The following is a 21,094-nucleotide window of genomic DNA, read 5'->3' as shown; positions in this document are numbered from 1 at the left end:
CGGTGTGACAGGGCTGGACAGGGGCGCGAGCGGGGCGGCCGGTGACGGGCCGCTGCTGCTCGGCGTGCGGCACCACGGGCCCGGCTCCGCGCGCGCGGTGCGGGCGGCGCTGGACGCGGCCCGGCCCCAGGTCGTGCTGATCGAAGGGCCGCCCGAGGCCGACGCGTTGATCCCGCTGGCCGCCGAGGAGGACATGCGGCCGCCGGTCGCCCTGCTCGCCCACGCCGTGGACGAGCCCGGTCGCTCGGCCTTCTGGCCGCTCGCCGAGTTCTCCCCGGAGTGGGTCGCGATCCGATGGGCCGGGCGGCACGAAGTCCCGGCGCGGTTCATCGACTTGCCGGCGACGCACTCGCTGGCGTGGGGGAGAGGTGAGGCGCTGGACGAGGGCGCGGCAGGCGACGGGGAGGGCACCGGTGGGGACGCCGACGCGGAAAGCGGTGCCGGTGCCGACGGCGAGCCCTCTGCCGACGGCCCCGCGGCCGACGCCGACGTCCGCATCGACCCGCTCGCCGTCCTCGCCGAGGCGGCCGGTTATGACGATGCCGAGCGGTGGTGGGAGGACGTCGTCGAGCACCGGGGGATCGGTGAGGGGGACGTGTTCGCCCCGTTCGCCGTGCTCGAAGAGGCCATGGGGGCCCTGCGGGAGGCGTACGGCACCGGGGGGCACGAGCGGGATCTCGTGCGGGAGGCGTACATGCGGCTCCAAGTGCGGGCTGCGCAGCGGGAGTTCGGGGCCGAGGTGGCCGTCGTGTGCGGGGCCTGGCACGTGCCCGCACTGCGCCGGAAGACGGCCGTCGCCGCCGACCGTGCCCTGCTGAAGGGGCTGCCCAAGGTCAAGGCCGACATGACCTGGGTGCCGTGGACGCACCGGAGGCTGTCGCGGGTCAGCGGGTACGGAGCGGGGATCGACTCGCCGGGCTGGTACGGACATCTGTTCGCCGCCCCGGACCGGCCGGTCGAGCGGTGGATGACCAAGGTGGCCGGACTGCTGCGGGACGAGGACCGGATCGTCTCCTCGGCGCACGTGATCGAGGCGGTGCGGCTGGCCGAGACGCTCGCCGCGATGCGCGGCCGCCCGCTGGCGGGGCTCGGCGAGACGACCGACGCCGTGCGCGCGGTGATGTGCGAGGGCTCGGACGTGCCGCTGGCGCTGGTGCACGACCGGCTGGTGGTCGGGGACGTGCTGGGGGAGGTGCCGCAGGCCGCGCCCGCCGTGCCGTTGCAGCGGGACCTGGACCGGACCCAGCGCCGGTTGCGGCTCAAACCGGAGGCGCTGGAGCGGGAGTTGGAGCTCGACCTGCGCAAGGAGACCGACGCCGGGCGCAGCAGGCTGCTGCACCGGCTGCGGTTGCTGGGCATCGCGTGGGGCGAGCCGGCGGTGTCGCGCGGGAGCACGGGCACCTTCCGGGAGACGTGGCGGCTGTGCTGGGAGCCGGAGCTGTCCGTGCGGGTCGCGGAGGCCGGGGTGTGGGGCACGACCGTGCTCGCCGCCGCGACCGCCAAGGCGGAGGCGGACGCCCTCGGCGCGCAGGCCCTGGCGGACGTCACCGGGCTCGCCGAGCACTGTCTGCTGGCCGAACTGCCGGAAGCGCTGCCGGTGGTGATGCGGGTCCTCGCCGACCGCGCGGCGCTCGACACCGACGTCGGCCATCTCGCGCAGGCCCTGCCGGCCCTGGTCCGCTCCCTGCGGTACGGCGATGTGCGCGGCACCGGCACCGGGGCGCTGGCCGGGGTGGCCGCGGGCCTCGCCGAGCGGATCTTCGTCGGCCTGCCGCCGGCCTGTACGGCCCTGGACGCGGACGCCGCCGAGGAGATGCGGCGTCATGTGGACGCGGTGCACGGTGCGGTGGGGCTGCTGGACGACGTGCCCGGGCCGGGACACCGCGATCTGCGCGCGCGTTGGCAGTCCGTGCTGCGCGTGCTGTCCGTCCGGGACACCGTGCCCGGCGTGATCCGGGGCCGGGCCGTACGGCTGCTGCTGGACGACGGGGAGCTGGGGCAGGACGAGGCGGCTCGGCTCATGGGGCTCGTGCTGTCGCCGGGGACGCCGCCGGGGGACGCGGCCGCGTGGATCGAGGGCTTCGTCGGCGGAGGCTCCGGAGGCGGAATGCTCCTCGTCCACGACGAGCGGCTGCTCGGGCTGGTCGACGCGTGGCTGACCGGCGTGCCGGGGGAGGCGTTCACGGACGTACTGCCGCTGCTGCGGCGGACGTTCTCGGCGTACGAGCCCGGGGTGCGCCGCACGCTGGGCGAGCTGGTCCGGCGCGGACCGGGGGAGCGGGGCGGTGTGACGGCCGCCGGCTCCGGCATACCCGGCTTCGCGGCCGATCTCGACCCCGCGCGCGCGGAGGCCGTACTGCCGGTGCTCCGGCTGCTGCTGGGGCTGGACGGTTCGGCCCGACCGGGCCGAGCGGAAGAGGACATCGACAACGACCTTGCGGGGGTGGCGGGATGACGAAGAACCGGCGGACGGAAGAGCGGGAGAGCGCGGGCAGGGCGGCGGCCGGCCGGGACGGCGCCGGCCACGGGTACGGAAGCGGAGGGAAGGACCGGCCGGCGGTCTCCGTCGCGGTGATGCCGCTGTGGGACCGGCCCCGTCGGGGGGTGTGCCGATGACCACCGGGGCGACGGACCCGGCGCAGGAGCGGCTGCGGCGCTGGCGGCTGGTGCTCGGGGGCGACGCGGCCGACGGGACGGGATGCGCGCTGTCGGGCCAGGACGCCGCGATGGACGGAGCGCTGGCCGCGCTGTACGGGAAGGGGGACAGGAAGGCACAGGCGGGGCGGGACCGTTCGGCGGGGCTCGGGGCGTCGGCGCCGTCCGTGGCGCGCTGGCTCGGGGACATCCGGACGTACTTCCCCTCCTCCGTCGTCCAGGTCATGCAGCGCGACGCCATTGACCGGCTCGGTCTGTCCACGCTGCTGCTGGAGCCGGAGATGCTGGAGGCGGTGGAGGCCGACGTCCACCTCGTCGGCACGCTGCTCTCCCTCAACAAGGCGATGCCCGAGACGACGAAGGAGACGGCACGGGCCGTCGTGCGCAAGGTCGTCGAGGACCTCGAGAAGCGGCTCGCGACCCGCACGCGCGCCACCCTCACCGGCGCGCTCGACCGCAGCGCCCGGATCAGCCGGCCGCGCCACCACGACATCGACTGGAACCGCACCATCGCGGCCAACCTCAAGCACTACCTGCCCGAGTACCGAACGGTCGTGCCGGAGCGCCTCGTCGGGTACGGGCGGGCGGCGCAGTCCACCAAGAAGGAGGTCATCCTCTGTATCGACCAGTCGGGATCCATGGCGGCATCGGTCGTGTACGCATCGGTGTTCGGAGCGGTGCTCGCCTCGATGCGGACGATCTCCACGCGACTCGTCGTCTTCGACACGGCGGTGGTCGACCTCACCGACCAGCTCGACGACCCGGTGGACGTCCTGTTCGGGACGCAGCTCGGCGGGGGCACGGACATCAACCGGGCGCTCGCCTACTGCCAGTCGCAGATCACCCGGCCCGCGGAGACGGTGGTCGTGCTCATCAGCGATCTCTACGAGGGCGGGATACGCAACGAGATGCTCAAGCGGGTCGCCGCGATGAAGGCGTCCGGGGTGCAGTTCGTGACGCTGCTCGCGCTGTCGGACGAGGGGGCACCCGCCTACGACCGGGAGCACGCGGCAGCGCTCGGGGCGCTCGGGGCACCGGCGTTCGCCTGCACGCCCGACCTCTTCCCGGAGGTGATGGCGGCGGCGATCGAGAAGCGGCCGCTGCCGATACCGGACACGGCGTGACCGCCGGGCCGGCCGGGAGACGCGCGCCGGGCCGAGGCGGGGTGTTCGGCGACGATTTGTCGACCCGTGACCGTCCGACTTGGCCCAGCAAAAGGGACATGACTACCCATCGGTAACAGGGGGCTTGCGCAACCTCGGGAGTCCCGTGCGAGGATCGACGCTCGCCGGCTGTGCGCCGCGCTCCGCACGTTCGTACCGCGCCACGCCGACGCGTAGCTCGTCACGGTTCGTTACGTGTCATCAGTTCCGCCGCACGGGAGGACCCACCCCCCTTGACCTGGTCAGCAGCTCTGCCCGGAGCCGCTGTGCGCATGATGCGCACAGCGGCCGGGCGGCGTGCGCTGCAAGTGGTCCTGCTGGTGGGCGGGTTGTTCGCGCTCGGCTTCCTGTGCGGCGAGCAGGCACACGCGGCGGAGGGAACGCCGGTCCTCTCCTCTGCGAAGGCCGCCCCGGCCGAACCAGCGGTCGGCGTCCGCTCCCTGGTGGGCAGCGCGGTCGGCGCGGTCGCCCGCCTGACACACGCTCCCGCGGCACCCGCGGTGCACTCGACGAAGCCCACCGCCGAGCCGAAGCCGGTCACTCCGGCCAGGCCGAAGCCGTACGTCCCGGCCACGCCCGCGCCCCAGCCCCACCCCCACTCCCAGCCCCACCCCAAGACGAAGCCGGCCGATCCGGCCGACCCCGAGTCCGCGCCCGCCGCGCCGCAACTCCCGGCTCCGGCCCGCCCGGTCACCAAGTCCTCCGGCCGCCCGCTCACCGACGCCCTCACGCGCCCCGGCACGGCCGGCCCCGTTCTCGGACCGCTGACCGATCAGCTCGTGCGGACCGTGTGCGACCGCGTCGTCCAGCCGGTGGGCGACCTGATCGGGACCGTGACCACAGGGCTGGGCGAAGTGACCTGGCAGATACCGCCGTTGGCATCCCTGCCCGCTGTGCCGGTGCCCGGGTCTCCGTCGTTGCCCGTGCTGCCGCCCCTGCCCGGCGCGCTGCCCGGCCACACGCTCCCCGCGCCGGTCGTACAGGCCCCGAAGCCCGGTGACGCGGGGCACGCGGCGGAAGCGGCCGTGGACGAGAGGCGCCCGTCAGCGGGAGCGAGCGGCGCGGTGTTCGGGCCGCAGCCCGCCACCGGCACCACCGAGGCCGTGGCCGGTGCCACCCGTGTGCCGCGGCCGGCCTCGGCCGGGCGCGCCCCGGCGCACCCCCACCCCGCCCCCGACGGTGACCCGACCGACGAGCTGGTGAGCCATGCCGCGGTCGACAACGGCAGCTCCAGGCACGGTGACGCGCACGCCGTCACCCTGAGCCACCGGGCGCCCGTGCTGCTCGCGCCCGGCTCCGCCGCTCGCGCCGGCGCGGCCGGCACCCGGGACAGGCACCGGGACATCCCCGTCTTTCCCGGCTAGGGCACGGCAGGCCCTTCCCCCGCCCGACCTGTCGCGCGGGGGTGGAACAGGTCCGCCCGCCGGGGCACGTCTGCGTTCCCCGGACGGCAAGCCGCCGCCACCGCTGGTCCCCGACTCCCCGGACCAGGACAGGACGCGGCACCGCACATGCCCCAAGCCTTTCGAAGATCTAGGGATCTGACGCACGCATGAACAAGAACATCCGCCGTTCCATCGTCATAGCCGCCGGTGTCACCGGCGCGTGGGCGCTCGGTTCGGCCGTGGCCAGCGCCGACGAACTGCCCGCATCCTCCCTGTCCACGTCCGACGCGACCGGTGACACCGGCAGCACCCTCGGCTCGGTCACCGACGCCGTCACCGGCACGGTCGACGGCGTGGTCACCGGTGTGCACGACACCGTCTCCGGCGTCACCGGCACGGCCGACGACACCGCGGGCACGGCGACCTCCACGGTCGGCGACACCCTCGGCGGGGTCCGGAAGACCACACCCGCCGGCACCGCCGAGCAGACCGGCCGGCAGGCCGCCGCGAAGTCCTCCGCCGTCCGGACGGCGGAGAGGACGACCGGGACGGCGTCCAGGATCAGGGGCGCCGCCGCCATCCACGGCGCCAAGGCCGCCCGCGCCGCGCAGGCCCGGACGCACGCCGACGTGCACGCCACGGCCGAGCACACCGTGGCCGCCGCCCGCACCACCGTCTCCGGCGCCGGCTCCTCGACCCGCGGCGAGGTCGACTACCTCTTCGGTCCCCTCGGTGCCTTCGCGCCGGAGGTGGAGGAGGCGCTCGCCGCCGCCCAGACCAAGCTCCAGGGCGTGCAGTCGGCGGCCCGCACCCGGACGCAGGGCGTCGACGGCACCGTACGGACGAAGGCGCAGTACGCCGTCGCGGGCGCGGGCCGCACCGCGGCGGGTGTCCACGGCGCCGCACAGACCGCGGTGGCCGGCGCCGGGGGCCGGGCCGGCGGCGTGACCGGCACCGCTCAGGGTGAGGCGGGTGCCGTCGCCGGCGCCGCGCACGAGGCCGTCTCCGCGGTTCCCGGCCATGTCACGGGCACCGTCACCGGTGTCGGGCAGCGGGTCGTCGGCACCGTCGACGGCGTTCCCGGCCTGGTCGCCCCGGTCGTCGAGGAGACCGTCCCGCCGCTCGCGGCCGACGCTGTGCACGGCGTGACGCCGATCGCCGGTCAGGCCGTGGCGGGTGCCGTCCCGGTCGCCGGCCGGGCCGTCGCCGGGGTCGCGCCCGTCGCCGGTCACGCGGTCGACGGCGTGGTGCCGGTCGCCACCGGTGCCGTGCACGGCGTTACGCCCGTCGTGGGCGGAGCGGTCGCCGGGGTCGCGCGGACCGCCGGTCACACGGTCGACGCGGCGACGGCTCTGGCGTACGGCGTCGTGGCCGACGTCCAGCCGGTCGCCGGGGGCGTCGTCCAGGGCGTGCAGCCGGTCGCCGGCGGTGTGGTGCAGGAAGTGACGCCGGTCGCCGGCGGTGCGGTGTCCGGCGTGCGGTCGGTGGCCGGTGCCGCCGTGTACGGCGTGGTGCCGGTCGCGGGCGGAGTCGTCGCGGACGTGCCGCCGTACGCCACCGGTCTGGTCGGCCAGGTCCGCGACGACGTCACCGGCTCCGTGCTGCCGCCGGTCGTGCACACCGCGGTGGACGGCGTGCTGCCGGTCGCCGGGCAGGCCGTGACGGACGCGGGCGCGCTGGCGTACGGCGTCACTGGCGACGTGCAGCCGTTCGCCGGCGGGGTCGCCGAGGCCGCGGTGCCGTTCGCGTACGGCGTGGCCGGTCACGCGACCGGTCTCGCCCACGGCGTGACCGGCGAGGTGCCGCAGTTCGCGCAGGGTGTCACCGGTGCCGTCCAGCCCGTCGTGGACTCCGTCACCGGGACGGTCCGGCCGGTCGTGCGGGGCGTCGGCGGCACCGCGACGACGCTGGCGTACGGCGTCGCGGGCGACGTGACCCCGTTCGCGGGCGCGGTGGCCGGCGAGGCCGCCCCCTTCGCGCACGGCGTCGTGGACCAGGTCGCGCCCTTCGCCGGTGACCTGACCGGCACCGTGCGCTCCACCGCCGGCCCGCTCGCCGGGCACGCCGTCACCGGCGTCGACGGCGTCGCCGGGTCCGTTACGCCCGACTACCTGCACGGCGGCGGCACCTACGGGATCTGACCCCCACCGGACGCGCCCGGAGAGCGGCGCGTCCCGAACCGGCGCGCCCGACGGGCGCGCCGGCCAACCGACTCCACGGGGTGACGAGACCCGGACGGCCGAAAGCCGTCGGTCCGTCCGGCCGAGACCCCGCGGAACGGGACGGACGGTCCCCATTGGGGTGGTGATCGCCCGTCCGCAGCCCCAGGGGCGGCCCGATCAGGGCCCTCCGGGGGTGTTCAAGGGGCCTCACCGGGTCAACCCCAGCCCGGTGAGGCCCTTCCCGTCGTCCGCCCCATACCGCTCCGGTGCCTCACATGCGGCACGCCGTGCCAGTGAGCGCGGCATCATGTGACAGGTATCACCGCTCAGGTGTGACCCGCGATTTAGAGGCCCCTCGGAAGCAGAGATAACCTGCGAGACGGACATGCCGCGCGCTCGGACACCGTGTGCGCCTCCCTTGTGACACATGCGGACGTCACGTTGCCCTTCGCGGCACGCCCACGCATCCAACGAACCGCGAGATCACTGATAGGGACGGAAGCGCGTGGACCTGTTCGAGTACCAGGCGAGGGACCTCTTCGCCAAGCACGATGTACCGGTGCTGGCCGGTGAAGTCATCGACACGCCTGAGGCGGCCCGCGCAGCCACCGAGCGTCTCGGTGGCAAGTCTGTCGTCAAGGCCCAGGTGAAGGTGGGCGGCCGCGGCAAGGCCGGTGGCGTGAAGCTCGCCGCCACCGCCGACGAGGCGGTCGAGCACGCCTCCAACATCCTCGGCATGGACATCAAGGGCCACACGGTCCACAAGGTGATGATCGCCGAGACGGCTCCCGAGATCGTGGAGGAGTACTACGTCTCCTTCCTCCTCGACCGTGCCAACCGCACCTTCCTCTCCATCGCGTCCGTCGAGGGCGGCATGGAGATCGAGGAGGTGGCGGAGACCCGCCCCGAGGCCGTCGCCAAGACGCCGATCGACGCCAACGTGGGTGTGACCCCCGAGGTCGCGCGCCAGATCGTCGAGGCCGCGAAGTTCCCGGCCGAGGTCGCCGACAAGGTCGCCAACGTCCTGGTCACCCTGTGGAAGACCTTCGTCGAGGAGGACGCCCTCCTGGTCGAGGTCAACCCGCTGGCCAAGGTCGCCTCCGGTGAGGTCCTCGCCCTGGACGGCAAGGTCTCCCTGGACGAGAACGCCGAGTTCCGCCAGCCGGAGCACGAGGCCCTCCAGGACAAGGACTCCGCGAACCCGCTGGAGGCCGCCGCGAAGGAGAAGAACCTCAACTACGTCAAGCTCGACGGCGAGGTCGGCATCATCGGCAACGGCGCGGGTCTCGTCATGAGCACCCTGGACGTCGTCGCGTACGCCGGTGAGAACCACGGCGGAGTGAAGCCCGCCAACTTCCTCGACATCGGCGGCGGCGCCTCCGCGCAGGTGATGGCGAACGGCCTGGAGATCATCCTGGGCGACGCGGACGTCAAGTCCGTCTTCGTCAACGTCTTCGGCGGCATCACCGCGTGCGACGAGGTCGCCAACGGCATCGTCCAGGCGCTGAAGCTCCTGGAGGACCGCGGCGAGGACGTCACCAAGCCGCTGGTCGTGCGTCTGGACGGCAACAACGCCGAGCTGGGTCGTCAGATCCTCACCGACGCCAACCACCCGCTGGTCCAGCGCGTGGACACCATGGACGGCGCGGCCGACAAGGCCGCCGAGCTCGCGGCTGCGAAGTAAGGGACGAGGACACACCAGCCATGGCTATCTTCCTCAACAAGGACTCCAAGGTCATCGTCCAGGGCATGACCGGCTCCACGGGCATGAAGCACACCAAGCTCATGCTCGGCGACGGCACGAACATCGTCGGTGGCGTGAACCCGCGCAAGGCGGGCACCTCCGTCGACTTCGACGGCACCGAGATCCCGGTCTTCGGCACGGTCGCCGAGGCGATGGAGAAGACGGGCGCGAACGTATCCGTCCTCTTCGTACCGCCGGCCTTCTCCAAGGCCGCCGTCGTCGAGGCCATCGACGCCGAGATCCCGCTCGCGGTCGTCATCACCGAGGGCATCGCCGTCCACGACTCGGCCGCGTTCTACGCGTACGCCAAGTCCAAGGGCGACAAGACCCGGATCATCGGCCCGAACTGCCCCGGCCTCATCACGCCGGGCCAGTCGAACGCCGGCATCATTCCGGGCGACATCACCAAGCCGGGCCGCATCGGCCTGGTCTCGAAGTCCGGCACGCTGACGTACCAGATGATGTACGAGCTGCGTGACATCGGCTTCTCCTCCGCCGTCGGCATCGGTGGCGACCCGGTCATCGGCACCACCCACATCGACGCGCTCGCCGCGTTCGAGGCCGACCCCGACACCGACCTGATCGTGATGATCGGTGAGATCGGCGGCGACGCCGAGGAGCGGGCCGCGGCCTTCATCAAGGAGAACGTGACCAAGCCGGTCGTCGGCTACGTCGCGGGCTTCACCGCGCCCGAGGGCAAGACCATGGGCCACGCGGGCGCCATCGTCTCCGGCTCCTCCGGCACGGCCGCCGCCAAGAAGGAGGCCCTCGAGGCCGCCGGCGTCAAGGTCGGCAAGACGCCGACCGAGACCGCCAAGCTGGCGCGCGCCATCCTGGCCGGCTGAACAGCCGCTCCCCGGTTGCTAGTCGACGGGCCCGCTCCCTTCCGGGGGGCGGGCCCGTCCGCGTCAGCGGAACACCGGAAGCAGTCGCTCGGGCCCGTGCGCCGCGGCCTGGCGCAGCTTCGTCCGCAGCTGCGTCTCCGCCTCCGACAGGGGACCGAGAGCCACCCGCGGCGGCACCCCCTGCACCTGCACGCCGGCCGGCACCGGGGCTTCGTAGTGCGTCGGAGCCGTGCGCAGGGTGAACGTCGTCGTCCCGATCAGCGCCACCGTGAAGGCGATGGCGGCCCGCGTCCAGAAACGGGACCGGCGCTCGCCGCCCGTGCGCACCGCCGGCGGCCTGGGCGCGTTCAGCCGCTCCACGGAGGCGAGTTCGGCCAGCCGCCGGTGCAGCACGGACGGATCGGCCAGCTCCGGCAGGCGCCTCGCGATCGTCTCGCGCGCGTGCAGCAGCCGGCCGGCCGTCGCCGGTGTGCTCGCCTCCGTCTCGGCCGCGGTCTCGGGCAGGTCGAGTCCGACGCCGTCGTAGAGCAGCAGCGTCCGGCGGTACGGCGGCGGCAGCTTCAGGAGTACGTCCATCAGCGCGCGGTCGTCCGCGTCCGGCGGGGGCGGCTCGGGGTGCCGGTGACTCGGGCGGAAGCGGTGCCAGGGAGAGAGCGCGTACTCGTACGCCGACGCCCGCACCCACCCCGCGGGGTCCCGGTCGACGGCCACCTCGGGCCAGCGCTGCCAGGCGAGCTGGAAGGCCCGCTCGACCGATTCGCGCGCCAGCTCGCGCTGCCCGCAGAGCAGATACGCCTGCCGTACGAGGGCGGGGGCGCAGAACGCGTAGAGCGCGTCGAAGGTCTGAGCGGGCGTCAGCGGGGCGGCGGCGGGAGCCGGTTCCGGAGCCGCCGGGCGCTTCTCCAGACTGACCGTCACCTTGGCTGCGCTGCGGGAGAGTTCGGCCAGCAGGGCGGCGTAGGACTTGCGCTTGCGGCCGCGCGGGGTGGTACGGCCGCTCTCCCAGGCGTTCACGGTCCTGCTCGGGATGCCCAGCCGCTTGGCGAGCTGATCCTGCGTCAGCGAGCCGGACTCGCGCAGGCGTCGGCGTTCCGCGGGCGGGGGCAGCGGGCTCGCTGCGTTCGGCGTCACGGTGCGCCCTTCCGACTGAAAAAGAACATAAACGTATATTGAGCGACACTTCGGAGGTTTGCCTGTTACGACGAGAAAGCGCGTGTCGTTGGGAGCATGGCGGGCGTGATCCAGACGACTGTTCGCCGACCTCCGTTGTCGTCCCTGCTCGCCCGGCTGCGCGAGCGCTCGCCGGGACTGGCCGCCGGCCTCGTCGGCGGTGTCCTGGCCGCCGGGCTGGGGCTCGGGTCGTTCGCCGTGCTCGTGGTGGTGATGTGGATCAGTTCGCCGTATCCCGACAGCGGGCCGGGCGGCTCGCTCCATGTCGCCGCGTCGCTTTGGCTGCTGGCGCACGGCGCCGAACTGATCCGCACCGACACCCTCTCCGGAGTCCCCGCGCCCGTGGGCGTCACCCCGCTGCTGCTGCTCGCGCTGTCCGTGTGGCTGGTGCACCGGGCGGCGCGCGACGCGGTGGAGAGCGGCGCGGAGGACGCGCCGCCCGGCTCCGGCCGCGCGGCGTGGGCGGGCGTCGTCATCGGCTACCTCGGTGTCGGCCTGGCCGCCGCGGTGTACGCGTCCGGCGGTGAGCTGCGGCCGTCCTGGGAGTGGACCGTGGTGAGCCTGCCGGTCCTTGTCATGGGGGCGGCGGCGAGCGGGGTGTGGGCGGCGTACGGGCGGCCGCTCGAGGTCGCCGACGTCGTGCCGGGACGGCAGCCGCCGGTGCGTCCGCTGTTCACGCCGGACGGCCGTGCGCGCCTGGTCACGGCGGCGCGGGCCGCGGGCGCGGGCACGGCCGTGCTCGCCGGGGGCGGGGCGCTGCTGGTGGCCGCCTCCCTGATGTGGCACGGCGAGGCGGTGCAGGCCGCGTTCCGGCAGCTCACGGAGGGCTGGTCGGGCCGGTTCGCCGTGCTGCTGCTGTGCGTCGCGCTGGTGCCGAACGCGGCGGTGTGGGCGGCGGCGTACGGCCTCGGACCGGGATTCGTGCTGGGCGCGGGGCATGTGGTGGGGCCGCTGTCCTCGGCGCCGGCACCGCTGCTGCCGCCGTTCCCGCTGCTGGCAGCGGTGCCGGAGGCCGGGGCCGGGGAGTGGGTGAACTGGGCCGCGGGCGGGGTGCCGCTGGCGTCCGCCCTGACCGTGGGCTGGTTCGTGGGCCGGGCCGAACCGGCCGGTGCCCGGCGCACCGCCGGGACCGCCGTGCTGGCGGCAGTGCTGAGCGCGGGCGCCACCGCCGTACTCACCGGACTGGCCGGGGGCCCGCTCGGCGTCGCGGAGCTGGCCCGGTTCGGGCCGGTGTGGTGGCAGACCGGGGCCGCGGCGCTGGCGTGGACGGCGCCGGTGGCGGTTCCGGTGGCGCTGGCGCGGTGGGCCTGGGGGTGCCGCAAGCGCCGCCGGGCGGCCGAGAAGAGGAGCCGGACGAAGAAGACCGTGGAACTGAGGATCAAGGAGCCGAAGACCGTGGAGCCGAAGGTCGTGGGGCAGCAGATCGTGGGGCAGCAGAGCGCCGGCGCGAAGGCCGCGGGGGCGAAGGCGGTGGCGCCCGGGTGCGGAGGGCCCGGTTCGGGGACGCCGGTACGCGGCGGCCGGGTGCGGCGGGCGATCAGGTCGGTCGGGGCGTGGTTCGGGTTCCAGAAGGCCCCCGGCCAGGAGGAGCCGGCGACGGCCGGAGCAGCGGCGAAGCCGCCGTCCGTCCCCTACGACCAGGGGGACGTGTACGGCCCGCTCGGCGCCAAGGACGAGACGCCGTACGACTTCCTGCCCGCCGAACCGTTCCCCGCGCCGCCCGCTCCCCGGCGCGACGACGCCGCCCGCGAGGCCCGCGAGGCCCGCTGGGCGGAGCTGGAGGCGCGCTGGACGGCGCTCAAGCAGGAGTCCGCGCTGTCCCGTACGCCGGAGACGCGCGAGGCGACGCCACCGGCCGCACCGGATGCGCCGGCCGCGTCGGACACCACTGACACCACTGACCCGACCGACAGGCCGTGACGGCGCCCGTCAGGGGTTCGTGCCCAGCAGACCCCGCAGCTCCTTCGGCAGCAGATCGCTGCAGGACTGCTTCGCCTGGCTGGTGAGGGCGTCGTTGGTGCAGGAGTAGTAGTCGCTGTAGACCAGCTGGGCCGTGAAGGTCGCGGCGACCAGGGCGAGGGCCAGCGAGGCCGTCACCAGGCCGGTCACCGCCGCCGTCGTCTGGGGCCGGCCGGCCGCCGGGTCGTGCGAGGACTCCCGGTCGCCGGACTTGGCGCGCAGCGCGCTCACGCCCCAGTACAGGGCGAGGGCGCCCAGCAGCAGAGCCACGTAGGGCCAGCTGAAGAGGGCGAAGAAGAAGGCCCACATGCCGCACAGCAGTGCGTAGCGCGCGCGGCGCTGGGCGGGGTCCGACGGGTCCCAGCGCATGCCCTGGCCCGGGGTGTTGCCGCCCTGGCCCTCGGGGCCGGCCGGCGGACCGCCGGGCCGCTCGCCGAAGCCGCCGGGGGAGCGGCCCGGCTGGCGGTCGCTCCACTGGCTGCCCCACGGGGAGCTGCCGTCGCCGTCGGACCCGTCACCGCCGCCGGCCGGGCGGCGCGGCCGCCACGGCTGGTCGGGCGTGCCCTCCGGCGGCGGCGCGAAGGGGTTGTCCTCGTCCTGGCCCCCGCCGTCCTTCTTGCCGTCCTCGCGGTCGGAGGGCGCGTCGGGCGGAGAGGCGGGGCGCTCCCGCAGCAGCACGCCGCGGCGCTCCCCTCCCTGCACCTGCTGCGGCGGGAGCGTGAGGAGTCGCAGGCTGCGGTCCGGCATCAAGTGAGCGTCTTCCCCTAGGTATACGGCGTTGATCAGGCGTTCGTACGGCGGTCTCGCGTGAGCCCTTCCCTCGGGGAACGCACCGCGCGACGACCACGTTCCCGACGGAGCTCTCCCAGACGCTACCTTCCGGCCACGCCCCCGTCCCGTGGGGGCCGTCCGGAGTGCCGGTATCGTTGCTGACGTTCGGCCGCTTCGTAGACTTCCCCGTATCCGGGGGCCCGAAGCATTCGTACGACCGTACAAACGCTCCTTCGAGAAAGGGCCCCACCCGTGGCCGCCAAGCCCGTGGTCAAGCGCCTCGTCGTGCTGGTCTCCGGATCCGGTACCAACCTGCAGGCGCTCCTCGACGAGATCGGGGCCGCCGGCGCCGAGGCCTACGGCGCGGAGATCGTGGCCGTCGGCGCCGACCGTGAGGGCATCGAGGGGCTCGCGCGCGCGGAGCGCGCGGGGCTGCCGAGCTTCGTCTGCCGGGTGAAGGACTTCGGGAGCCGCAAGGAGTGGGATGCGCACCTCGCCGAGGCCGTCGCCGCGTACGAGCCCGACCTCGTCGTCTCCGCCGGATTCATGAAGATCGTCGGTGAGGAGTTCCTCGCGCGCTTCGGCGGGCGGTTCGTGAACACCCACCCCGCCCTGCTGCCCAGTTTTCCCGGAGCCCACGGTGTGCGTGACGCGCTCGCGTACGGCGCCAGGGTCACCGGCTGCACCGTCCACTTCGTCGACGACGGCGTCGACACCGGGCCGATCATCGCGCAGGGCGTGGTGGAGGTCCGGGACGAGGACGACGAGAGCGCTCTGCACGAGCGCATCAAGGAAGTCGAGCGAAGGCTGCTCGTCGATGTCGTGGGGCGGCTCGCCCGCAACGGCTATCGCATTGAGGGACGAAAGGTAGTTATCCAGTGACCGCCGAGAGCAACAAGCGGCCCCTTCGCAGGGCGCTCGTCAGCGTCTACGACAAGACCGGCCTGGAGGAGCTCGCCCGCGGGCTGCACGAGGCCGGCGTGGAACTCGTCTCCACCGGCTCCACCGCCGCGAAGATCGCCGCCGCCGGCGTCCCGGTCACCAAGGTCGAGGAGCTCACCGGCTTCCCCGAGTGCCTGGACGGCCGGGTCAAGACCCTGCACCCCAAGGTGCACGCGGGCATCCTCGCCGACCTGCGCCTGGAGAGCCACCGGCAGCAGCTGGCCGAGCTGGGCGTCGAGCCCTTCGACCTCGTCGTCGTCAACCTGTACCCGTTCCGCGAGACCGTCGCCTCCGGTGCCTCGCCCGACGAGTGCGTCGAGCAGATCGACATCGGCGGCCCGTCGATGGTCCGCGCCGCCGCCAAGAACCACCCGTCGGTCGCCGTCGTCACCAGCCCGGCGCGGTACGGGGACGTCCTCGCCGCGGCCGAGAACGGCGGCTTCGACCTCGCCACCCGCAAGCGCCTCGCCGCGGAGGCCTTCCGGCACACGGCCGAGTACGACATCGCCGTGTCCTCCTGGTTCGCCTCCTCCTACGCGCCCGCCGACGACTCGCAGTTCCCCGACTTCACGGCGTCCAGCCTGCAGCGCGCCCACACCCTGCGCTACGGCGAGAACCCGCACCAGCCGGCCGCGCTCTACACCTCGGGCACGGGCGGACTGGCCGAGGCCGAGCAGCTGCACGGCAAGGAGATGTCGTACAACAACTACACGGACACGGACGCCGCGCGCCGTGCCGCGTACGACCACGACGAGCCGTGCGTCGCGATCATCAAGCACGCCAACCCCTGCGGTATCGCGGTCGGTTCGGACGTAGCCGAGGCGCACCGCAAGGCGCACGCCTGCGACCCGCTGTCGGCGTTCGGCGGCGTCATCGCCGTCAACCGTCCGGTGAGCCGGGAGATGGCCGAACAGGTCGCCGAGATCTTCACCGAGGTCATCGTCGCGCCCGGCTACGAGGACGGCGCGCTGGAGGCCCTCGCCAGGAAGAAGAACATTCGCGTGCTGCGCGCCCCGGGCCGCCCCGAGACCCAGGTCGAGGTCAAGCCGATCGACGGCGGCGCCCTCCTCCAGGTCACCGACCGCCTCCAGGCCGACGGCGACGACCCGGCCAACTGGACGCTGGCGACCGGCGAGGCGCTCACCGCGGACGAGCTGTCGGAGCTGGCCTTCGCCTGGAAGGCGTGCCGCGCCGTCAAGTCCAACGCGATCCTGCTCGCCAAGGACGGCGCCTCCGTCGGCGTCGGCATGGGCCAGGTCAACCGCGTCGACTCCGCGAAGCTCGCCGTCGAGCGGGCCGGGGCCGAGCGCGCCCAGGGCTCGTACGCCGCCTCGGACGCGTTCTTCCCCTTCCCCGACGGCCTGGAGATCCTCACCGGCGCCGGCGTGAAGGCCGTCGTCCAGCCGGGTGGCTCGGTCCGCGACGAACTGGTCGTCGAGGCCGCGGAGAAGGCGGGCGTCACGATGTACTTCACGGGCACGCGCCACTTCTTCCACTGACACCCGGATCTCACCGACCCGGACACGACCGCGGCCTCCGGCCCTCCCCCGAGGGAGCCGGAGGCCGCGGTCATGTGACCACGCTCGCGCGGGCCCCCCGCGGGCGGTACCTGAGAAGTCTCAGGGTCACTTCCTGCCGGGAGGGGCGTACTCCTTGAGGTAGTGGGCGACGCGGGTGGAGTAGGCGCGGTTCTTCGGGGGAACACCGCCCGCGGCGTTCACCTTCTTGTACGAGGTCCGGTAGGCGGCGGCGAGCAGGACGCGGCGGTCGCCCGGCAGGGAGGTGTTGAGCAGGGGCTCCATGTAGCACAGGTAGCGGCCCATGGCCGGGATGGACACCGAGGGCGACAGCGGCGGCGTGGGCGTCGCCGAGGCGGGCACGCCGTCGGAGCGGATCCACCAGCGCAGCACGCCCGGCGTCCAGCGGGCGATGCCGTGCTCGCCCCCGTCCACGGAGGGATCGGAGACGTTCGGATCGAAGTCGCTCTCCACCTTCAGCATCGCCGCGATCAGCACCGGGGAGACCTCCCGCTGGAGGCAGTCGTGCGCCGAGTCGACGATCAGGCGGCGGTAGCGCACCGGGATGCCCTTGTCGGTACGGAGTTCGGCGGCGCCGTAGGCGGCGGCGCCCGTGGAGCTCCTGGCCTCCTGCGCGCCCGAGTCGGCCCAGTCGCTGATGCCGTAGCCGAGTGCCGCCACGGCCACCGTCGCCACCGCGGAGGCCAGCGCCACGGCGCCGCGGCGCCGGCGCGGGAGCAGCGCCCTGGGCAGCCGCGGCGAGCGGCCCGTGCCGGCCGCCGTCTCGACCCGCCGCAGCAGCGCGTCGGTGCCGACGCGGTCCGCGTGCGTCCGGGCCAGGCAGTCCCGCACGATCTCCCGCCAGGCGTCCGGGAGTTCGGGGGAGAGCCGCAGCTCGTCCGTACCGCGGGCGTAGGCGACCGCCGCGTCACGGCGGGCCGTCGGGGTGCCGCCCGGCAGCGGGAAGGAGCCGGTCAGCACCAGATGGGCCAGAACGCCGAAGGCCCAGACGTCCGCCGACGGGCGGATGCGGCGGCCCCGCTCGCCGATCTCCGCCCAGAGCAGCTCCGGCGGGGTGTAGTCGGGCGTGGAGAAGGCGGGCGTGTAGGCGTGCGTGCCCTCCAGCTCCGCGGCCATGTTGAAGTCGGCCAGCCGCGCCGAACCGTCCTTCATCAGCAGCACGTTGGCCGGCTTGAGATCGCCGTGCACCCAGCCCGCGCGGTGCAGCTGCGCCAGGCCCTCGCAGATCTGCGCGAGGAGCGCGGGCCCCGCGTCCGGTGCGGGCGTGCGGTCGAGGAGCGCGCCGAGCGACCCCTCCGCCTTCTCCAGCACGAGGACGGTGGCGCCGTCGAGGGCGGGGCGCTCCCGGTCGTCGACGACGAGCGACTCGTACATCCGGATCAGCCGCGGCTGCTTCAGCCTGCGGTGCAACTCGACCTCGCGGTCGATGAGTTCGCGCAGGTGCGTGAGCTGGCGGGGGGTGCCGGTGCCGGTGGGCAGGAACTTGAGGGCGGCCGTGCGGGGCAGGCCGGCCGCCGGGTCGCCGACGCGTCTGCCCTCGTACACGCTCCCGAAGGCACCCGTGGCGATCGGCTCCCGGACCTCCCAGGCACCGACCCGGTACCCCTTGGGCACCGGCACGGCGTACGGCTCGGTCACCGGGCGGCCCGGCCGGACCGTGCGGCGGACAGGACGATCAGGTCGTCCTCGCGCACGAGGTCGAAGCGGAGCGCGAGCGAGACCAGCGACTCCTTCTTGCCGTTCAGGCGCGGGCCCGTGTCGGCCTCCTCCGGGCCGGGCTTCAGACGCAGCTTCACCGCGAGGTAGTCGATGTTCCACTGCACCGAAGTGCGCGACGCGCTCGGCCAGTTCGGGCGCAGCCGGCCGACGACCTGGTCCACCGTGGGCAGCGGCGCGTGCGGTTCGCCCCGCAGCCGCGGCTCGCACAGGGCCGCCAGCACCGCGAAGTACCGCTTGGTGCGGTCGACGGAGAAGGCGGGCGCGGTGGTGGCGCCGTCGAGGCCGCCCTCGGTGTGCAGGTAGTCGTGGCGCGGCGCCCACACCTCGATCGGCAGCAGGTCGCCCGCGGCCGGCAGCACGATCCGCGAGAACTCGAACGGGACCGGCGCGTCCAGCCGGCCCGGCCCGACCTTGATGTGCTCCCCGGCGCCCTCCGGGTTCTCCACGACGTACGTCTGCTCCCGGCTGAGGTTGCTCAGTATCCAGAACGCGCCCTGCGCGGTGATCTCACCCGCTCTGCGGGACACGCCCTCGTGCGGGATCGGCACGTCGACGTCGTGCGCCGAGCGTCCGAAGGTGAGCCGCTCGCCGGGCGCGAGCCGGAACTGGGTGCGGTGGCGTTCCTCCGTGGTCGGCGGAGGTACCACGATGATGCTGTACAAGGTGCGTCTCCCCGTGCCTGCAGCTATCCACGTCAGCGTAGGGGGACGCGCGCGGGCCGTGTCCCCCTCATACGGGTGAGACACGGCCCGGGGCGATTTATTGGCGCGAACTGTTCAGTGCGGCCCGCGTGTTGGTGCCGATGGTGCCGGACGCTCAGTAGCGCGGGCGGTTGAACCAGGCGGCGCCGTTGGCGTTGCCCACGAACACGGCGACCAGAATGGCCAGCACGGTGTGGATGAGGCCCACGACGATGAACGGGTAGATGCCGAGGATCGCGGTGATGATGGCGAAGACCAGGGTGGTGATCCGGACGCCGTTGCCGCCGGTGTTGAACTTCACCGCCAGCACGATCGCGAACACCGCCCAGGCCACGGCGAAGGCCGCGAATCCCCAGAGCATGCCGGACGAGTAGTCGGCGAGCTGCTGGAAGGCGGCGTCGTTCTTGAGCTGGTCGTCGTTCTTGGCGGCGTGGACGCTCGCGGCACCGAAGGCGAACAGGGCCACACCGAGGATCTGGAGGCCGACGATGACCCACAGCATCACGCGGGCCGCGCTCACCGTGCCGGGCATCGACGTCATCACGGGGCCGCCGCCGTAGGGGCCGACCGGAGGAGCCGCCGGGTAGCCGTAGCCGCCCGGTGCCTGCGGCTGCTGCGGATAGCCGTAGCCCTGCTGCTGGCCCTGAGGGGGGCCGTAGGGATTGTTCGGGTCGCCGAAACTCATGGCGGGTCTTCCTCCGTCGGGTCCAAGTGCGGGGACGACGCGCGGCTCCGTACGGAGGAACGTTCTTGTAGTGCGCTCGATCCCCCCGATGAGCTGCCCGCGGCACTATCGGGCCATCGTTCTTTACTGCTGACTTACTTGTCCAGCGGGAAGCCATATGTGTTGTGCAAGTGCAACATCCGTGATCTTGGCCGGATACGGACGGAGGTGTGACGGGGCGGTCGTACGGGCCCCTGATTGGAACCGCGAGGCGGTCATCCGCGAGGATGGGGGTATGACCGCCCAGATTCTCGATGGCAAGGCCACCGCAGCCGCGATCAAGTCCGATCTGACCGCCCGCGTGGCGGCGCTGAAGGAGAAGGGCGTCACGCCCGGCCTCGGCACGATCCTCGTCGGGGACGACCCCGGCAGCCAGAAGTACGTCGCCGGCAAGCACCGCGACTGCGCCCAGGTCGGCATCGCCTCCATCCAGCGCGAACTGCCCGCCACGGCCTCGCAGGAGGAGATCGAGGCGGTCGTCCGCGAGCTCAACGAGGACCCGGCGTGCACCGGTTACATCGTCCAGCTGCCGCTGCCGAAGGGCATCGACGAGAACCGCATCCTCGAGCTGATGGACCCGGACAAGGACGCGGACGGCCTGCATCCGATGAACCTCGGCCGGCTGGTCCTGAACGAGCCGGCCCCGCTGCCCTGCACCCCCAACGGCGTCCTCACGCTCCTGCGCCGCTACGGCGTGGAGATCAAGGGCGCCGAGGTCGTGGTCGTCGGCCGCGGTGTCACCATCGGCCGCCCGATGCCGCTGCTGCTGACCCGGCGCAGCGAGAACGCGACCGTGACCCAGTGCCACACCGGCACCCGCGACCTCTCGTCCCACCTCAGGCGTGCGGACATCATCGTCGCGGCCGCGGGCTCGGCCCACCTGATCCGGCCCGAGGACGTCAAGCCGGGCGCGGCCGTCCTCGACGTCGGCGTCTCGCGCAGCGCCGAGGGCAAGATCGTGGGTGACGTCCACCCGGGCGTCGCCGAGGTCGCCGGGTGGGTCTCGCCGAACCCCGGCGGTGTCGGCCCGATGACCCGCGCGCAACTGCTCGTCAACGTGGTCGAGGCGGCGGAGCGCAGTGCCGGCTGAGGCGAAGGACCCCCAGGAACAGGCGGAGGAGACCGTGCGAGACGCGATCAGCGCTCCTGACGCGACGGGGCACCCGCGTCGCACGACGCGCCGCTTCCCGCTGTTCACGAGGGACACCGCGCGCCCCGAGGGCGGCGGCCGTGCGGCGCCCTCGGACGCCCCCGCGCCCGCCCGGCAGTGGCCGATCCTCGCCGTCTGCGGCGTGGTCGGCCTCGGCCTGCTGCTGACGGCGCTCGACCTCTTCCGCTACGGCACCCTGCTGATCGGCCTCGCCCTGGTCGCCGGCGCCGTGCTGCGCTGGGTCATGCCCGGTGTCGGCATGCTCGCCGTGCGCTCCCGCTTCACGGACATCGTCACCTACGGCGTCCTCGGCCTGGTCATCGTGCTGCTGGCGATGATGGTGCAGCCGAACCCGTGGCTGCAGATCCCGTTCCTGAAGGACACGCTGCACTTCACGGTCAGCAGCGGCGGCTGACGCCGGCACGCGACGGCACCGGCCCGTCCTCTCCCCCGAGCAAGGACGGAC

The 21,094-nt window shown here is 73.6% G+C and carries 16 protein-coding genes; 11 read left to right on the top strand and 5 right to left on the bottom strand.

Annotated features, from left to right (window positions below):
• Positions 1-4: 4 nt before the first annotated feature.
• The 6 genes from ACIBN2_RS39565 (at position 5) to sucD (ending at position 9,954) form a co-directional block, all read left to right on the top strand.
• The gene (locus ACIBN2_RS39565; RefSeq protein ID WP_399142022.1) at positions 5-2,455 is read left to right on the top strand and encodes a DUF5682 family protein; all 2,451 of its coding nucleotides are present in this window, start codon (positions 5-7) and stop codon (positions 2,453-2,455) included.
• Positions 2,456-2,612: 157 nt separating this feature from the next.
• Positions 2,613-3,779: a vWA domain-containing protein gene (locus ACIBN2_RS39560; RefSeq protein ID WP_399142021.1), complete on the top strand. Its 1,167-nt coding sequence runs from the start codon at positions 2,613-2,615 to the stop codon at positions 3,777-3,779.
• A gap of 311 nt (positions 3,780-4,090) precedes the next feature.
• Positions 4,091-5,182: a hypothetical protein gene (locus ACIBN2_RS39555; protein ID WP_399142019.1), complete on the top strand. Its 1,092-nt coding sequence runs from the start codon at positions 4,091-4,093 to the stop codon at positions 5,180-5,182.
• 188 nt (positions 5,183-5,370) lie between these two features.
• Complete coding sequence (locus ACIBN2_RS39550) at positions 5,371-7,344, top strand: hypothetical protein (RefSeq protein WP_399142017.1); 1,974 nt, start codon at positions 5,371-5,373, stop codon at positions 7,342-7,344.
• 526 nt (positions 7,345-7,870) lie between these two features.
• Positions 7,871-9,049, top strand: a complete 1,179-nt coding sequence (gene sucC, locus ACIBN2_RS39545) for an ADP-forming succinate--CoA ligase subunit beta (protein ID WP_399142015.1) — start codon at positions 7,871-7,873, stop codon at positions 9,047-9,049.
• Between the two features lie 20 nt (positions 9,050-9,069).
• Complete coding sequence (sucD, locus tag ACIBN2_RS39540) at positions 9,070-9,954, top strand: succinate--CoA ligase subunit alpha (protein WP_393864233.1); 885 nt, start codon at positions 9,070-9,072, stop codon at positions 9,952-9,954.
• Positions 9,955-10,017: 63 nt separating this feature from the next.
• Here the strand turns inward: sucD and ACIBN2_RS39535 are convergent, their stop codons facing one another.
• Positions 10,018-11,085, bottom strand: a complete 1,068-nt coding sequence (locus ACIBN2_RS39535) for a helix-turn-helix domain-containing protein (RefSeq protein ID WP_399142013.1) — start codon at positions 11,083-11,085, stop codon at positions 10,018-10,020.
• Positions 11,086-11,181: 96 nt separating this feature from the next.
• Here ACIBN2_RS39535 and ACIBN2_RS39530 point away from each other — a divergent pair, with 96 nt between their 5' ends.
• Positions 11,182-13,044 carry a DUF6350 family protein gene (locus ACIBN2_RS39530; RefSeq protein ID WP_399142011.1) on the top strand — a complete coding sequence of 621 codons (1,863 nt, stop codon included), beginning with the start codon at positions 11,182-11,184 and terminating at the stop codon, positions 13,042-13,044.
• Between the two features lie 9 nt (positions 13,045-13,053).
• On the opposite strand, the gene ACIBN2_RS39525 is transcribed toward ACIBN2_RS39530, so the two are convergent.
• A complete protein-coding gene (locus ACIBN2_RS39525; RefSeq protein WP_399142009.1) occupies positions 13,054-13,830 on the bottom strand; it encodes a hypothetical protein in 777 nt (258 codons plus the stop codon).
• 276 nt (positions 13,831-14,106) lie between these two features.
• On the opposite strand from ACIBN2_RS39525, the gene purN reads away from it, so the two are divergent.
• Both purN and purH read left to right on the top strand, forming a co-directional pair.
• Positions 14,107-14,736, top strand: a complete 630-nt coding sequence (purN, locus tag ACIBN2_RS39520) for a phosphoribosylglycinamide formyltransferase (RefSeq protein ID WP_399142007.1) — start codon at positions 14,107-14,109, stop codon at positions 14,734-14,736.
• Positions 14,733-16,295, top strand: coding sequence for a bifunctional phosphoribosylaminoimidazolecarboxamide formyltransferase/IMP cyclohydrolase (purH, locus tag ACIBN2_RS39515; protein WP_399142005.1), 1,563 nt, complete (start codon positions 14,733-14,735; stop codon positions 16,293-16,295). The genes purN and purH overlap by 4 nt, the downstream gene beginning before the upstream one ends.
• Before the next feature lie 126 nt (positions 16,296-16,421).
• On the opposite strand, the gene ACIBN2_RS39510 is transcribed toward purH, so the two are convergent.
• From ACIBN2_RS39510 to ACIBN2_RS39500, 3 genes are all read right to left on the bottom strand, one after another.
• Positions 16,422-17,972 carry a protein kinase gene (locus ACIBN2_RS39510; RefSeq protein WP_399142003.1) on the bottom strand — a complete coding sequence of 517 codons (1,551 nt, stop codon included), beginning with the start codon at positions 17,970-17,972 and terminating at the stop codon, positions 16,422-16,424.
• Complete coding sequence (locus ACIBN2_RS39505) at positions 17,969-18,715, bottom strand: FHA domain-containing protein (RefSeq protein WP_399142001.1); 747 nt, start codon at positions 18,713-18,715, stop codon at positions 17,969-17,971. Before ACIBN2_RS39505 ends, ACIBN2_RS39510 begins: the two co-directional genes overlap by 4 nt.
• 154 nt (positions 18,716-18,869) lie before the next feature.
• Entirely contained in the window at positions 18,870-19,439 is a 570-nt protein-coding gene (locus ACIBN2_RS39500; protein ID WP_399141999.1) for a hypothetical protein, read from the bottom strand.
• Positions 19,440-19,713: 274 nt separating this feature from the next.
• Here ACIBN2_RS39500 and ACIBN2_RS39495 point away from each other — a divergent pair, with 274 nt between their 5' ends.
• Both ACIBN2_RS39495 and ACIBN2_RS39490 read left to right on the top strand, forming a co-directional pair.
• Positions 19,714-20,568, top strand: coding sequence for a bifunctional methylenetetrahydrofolate dehydrogenase/methenyltetrahydrofolate cyclohydrolase (locus ACIBN2_RS39495; protein WP_399141997.1), 855 nt, complete (start codon positions 19,714-19,716; stop codon positions 20,566-20,568).
• Positions 20,558-21,043, top strand: coding sequence for a DUF3017 domain-containing protein (locus ACIBN2_RS39490; protein WP_399141995.1), 486 nt, complete (start codon positions 20,558-20,560; stop codon positions 21,041-21,043). The genes ACIBN2_RS39495 and ACIBN2_RS39490 overlap by 11 nt, the downstream gene beginning before the upstream one ends.
• Positions 21,044-21,094: the final 51 nt, after the last annotated feature.

The sequence above is a fragment of the Streptomyces sp. NPDC050534 genome, from assembly GCF_044457745.1.
In the GTDB taxonomy this organism is placed as follows: Bacteria; Actinomycetota; Actinomycetes; order Streptomycetales; family Streptomycetaceae; genus Streptomyces.
This window is presented reverse-complemented; position numbering and strand designations above follow the sequence as displayed.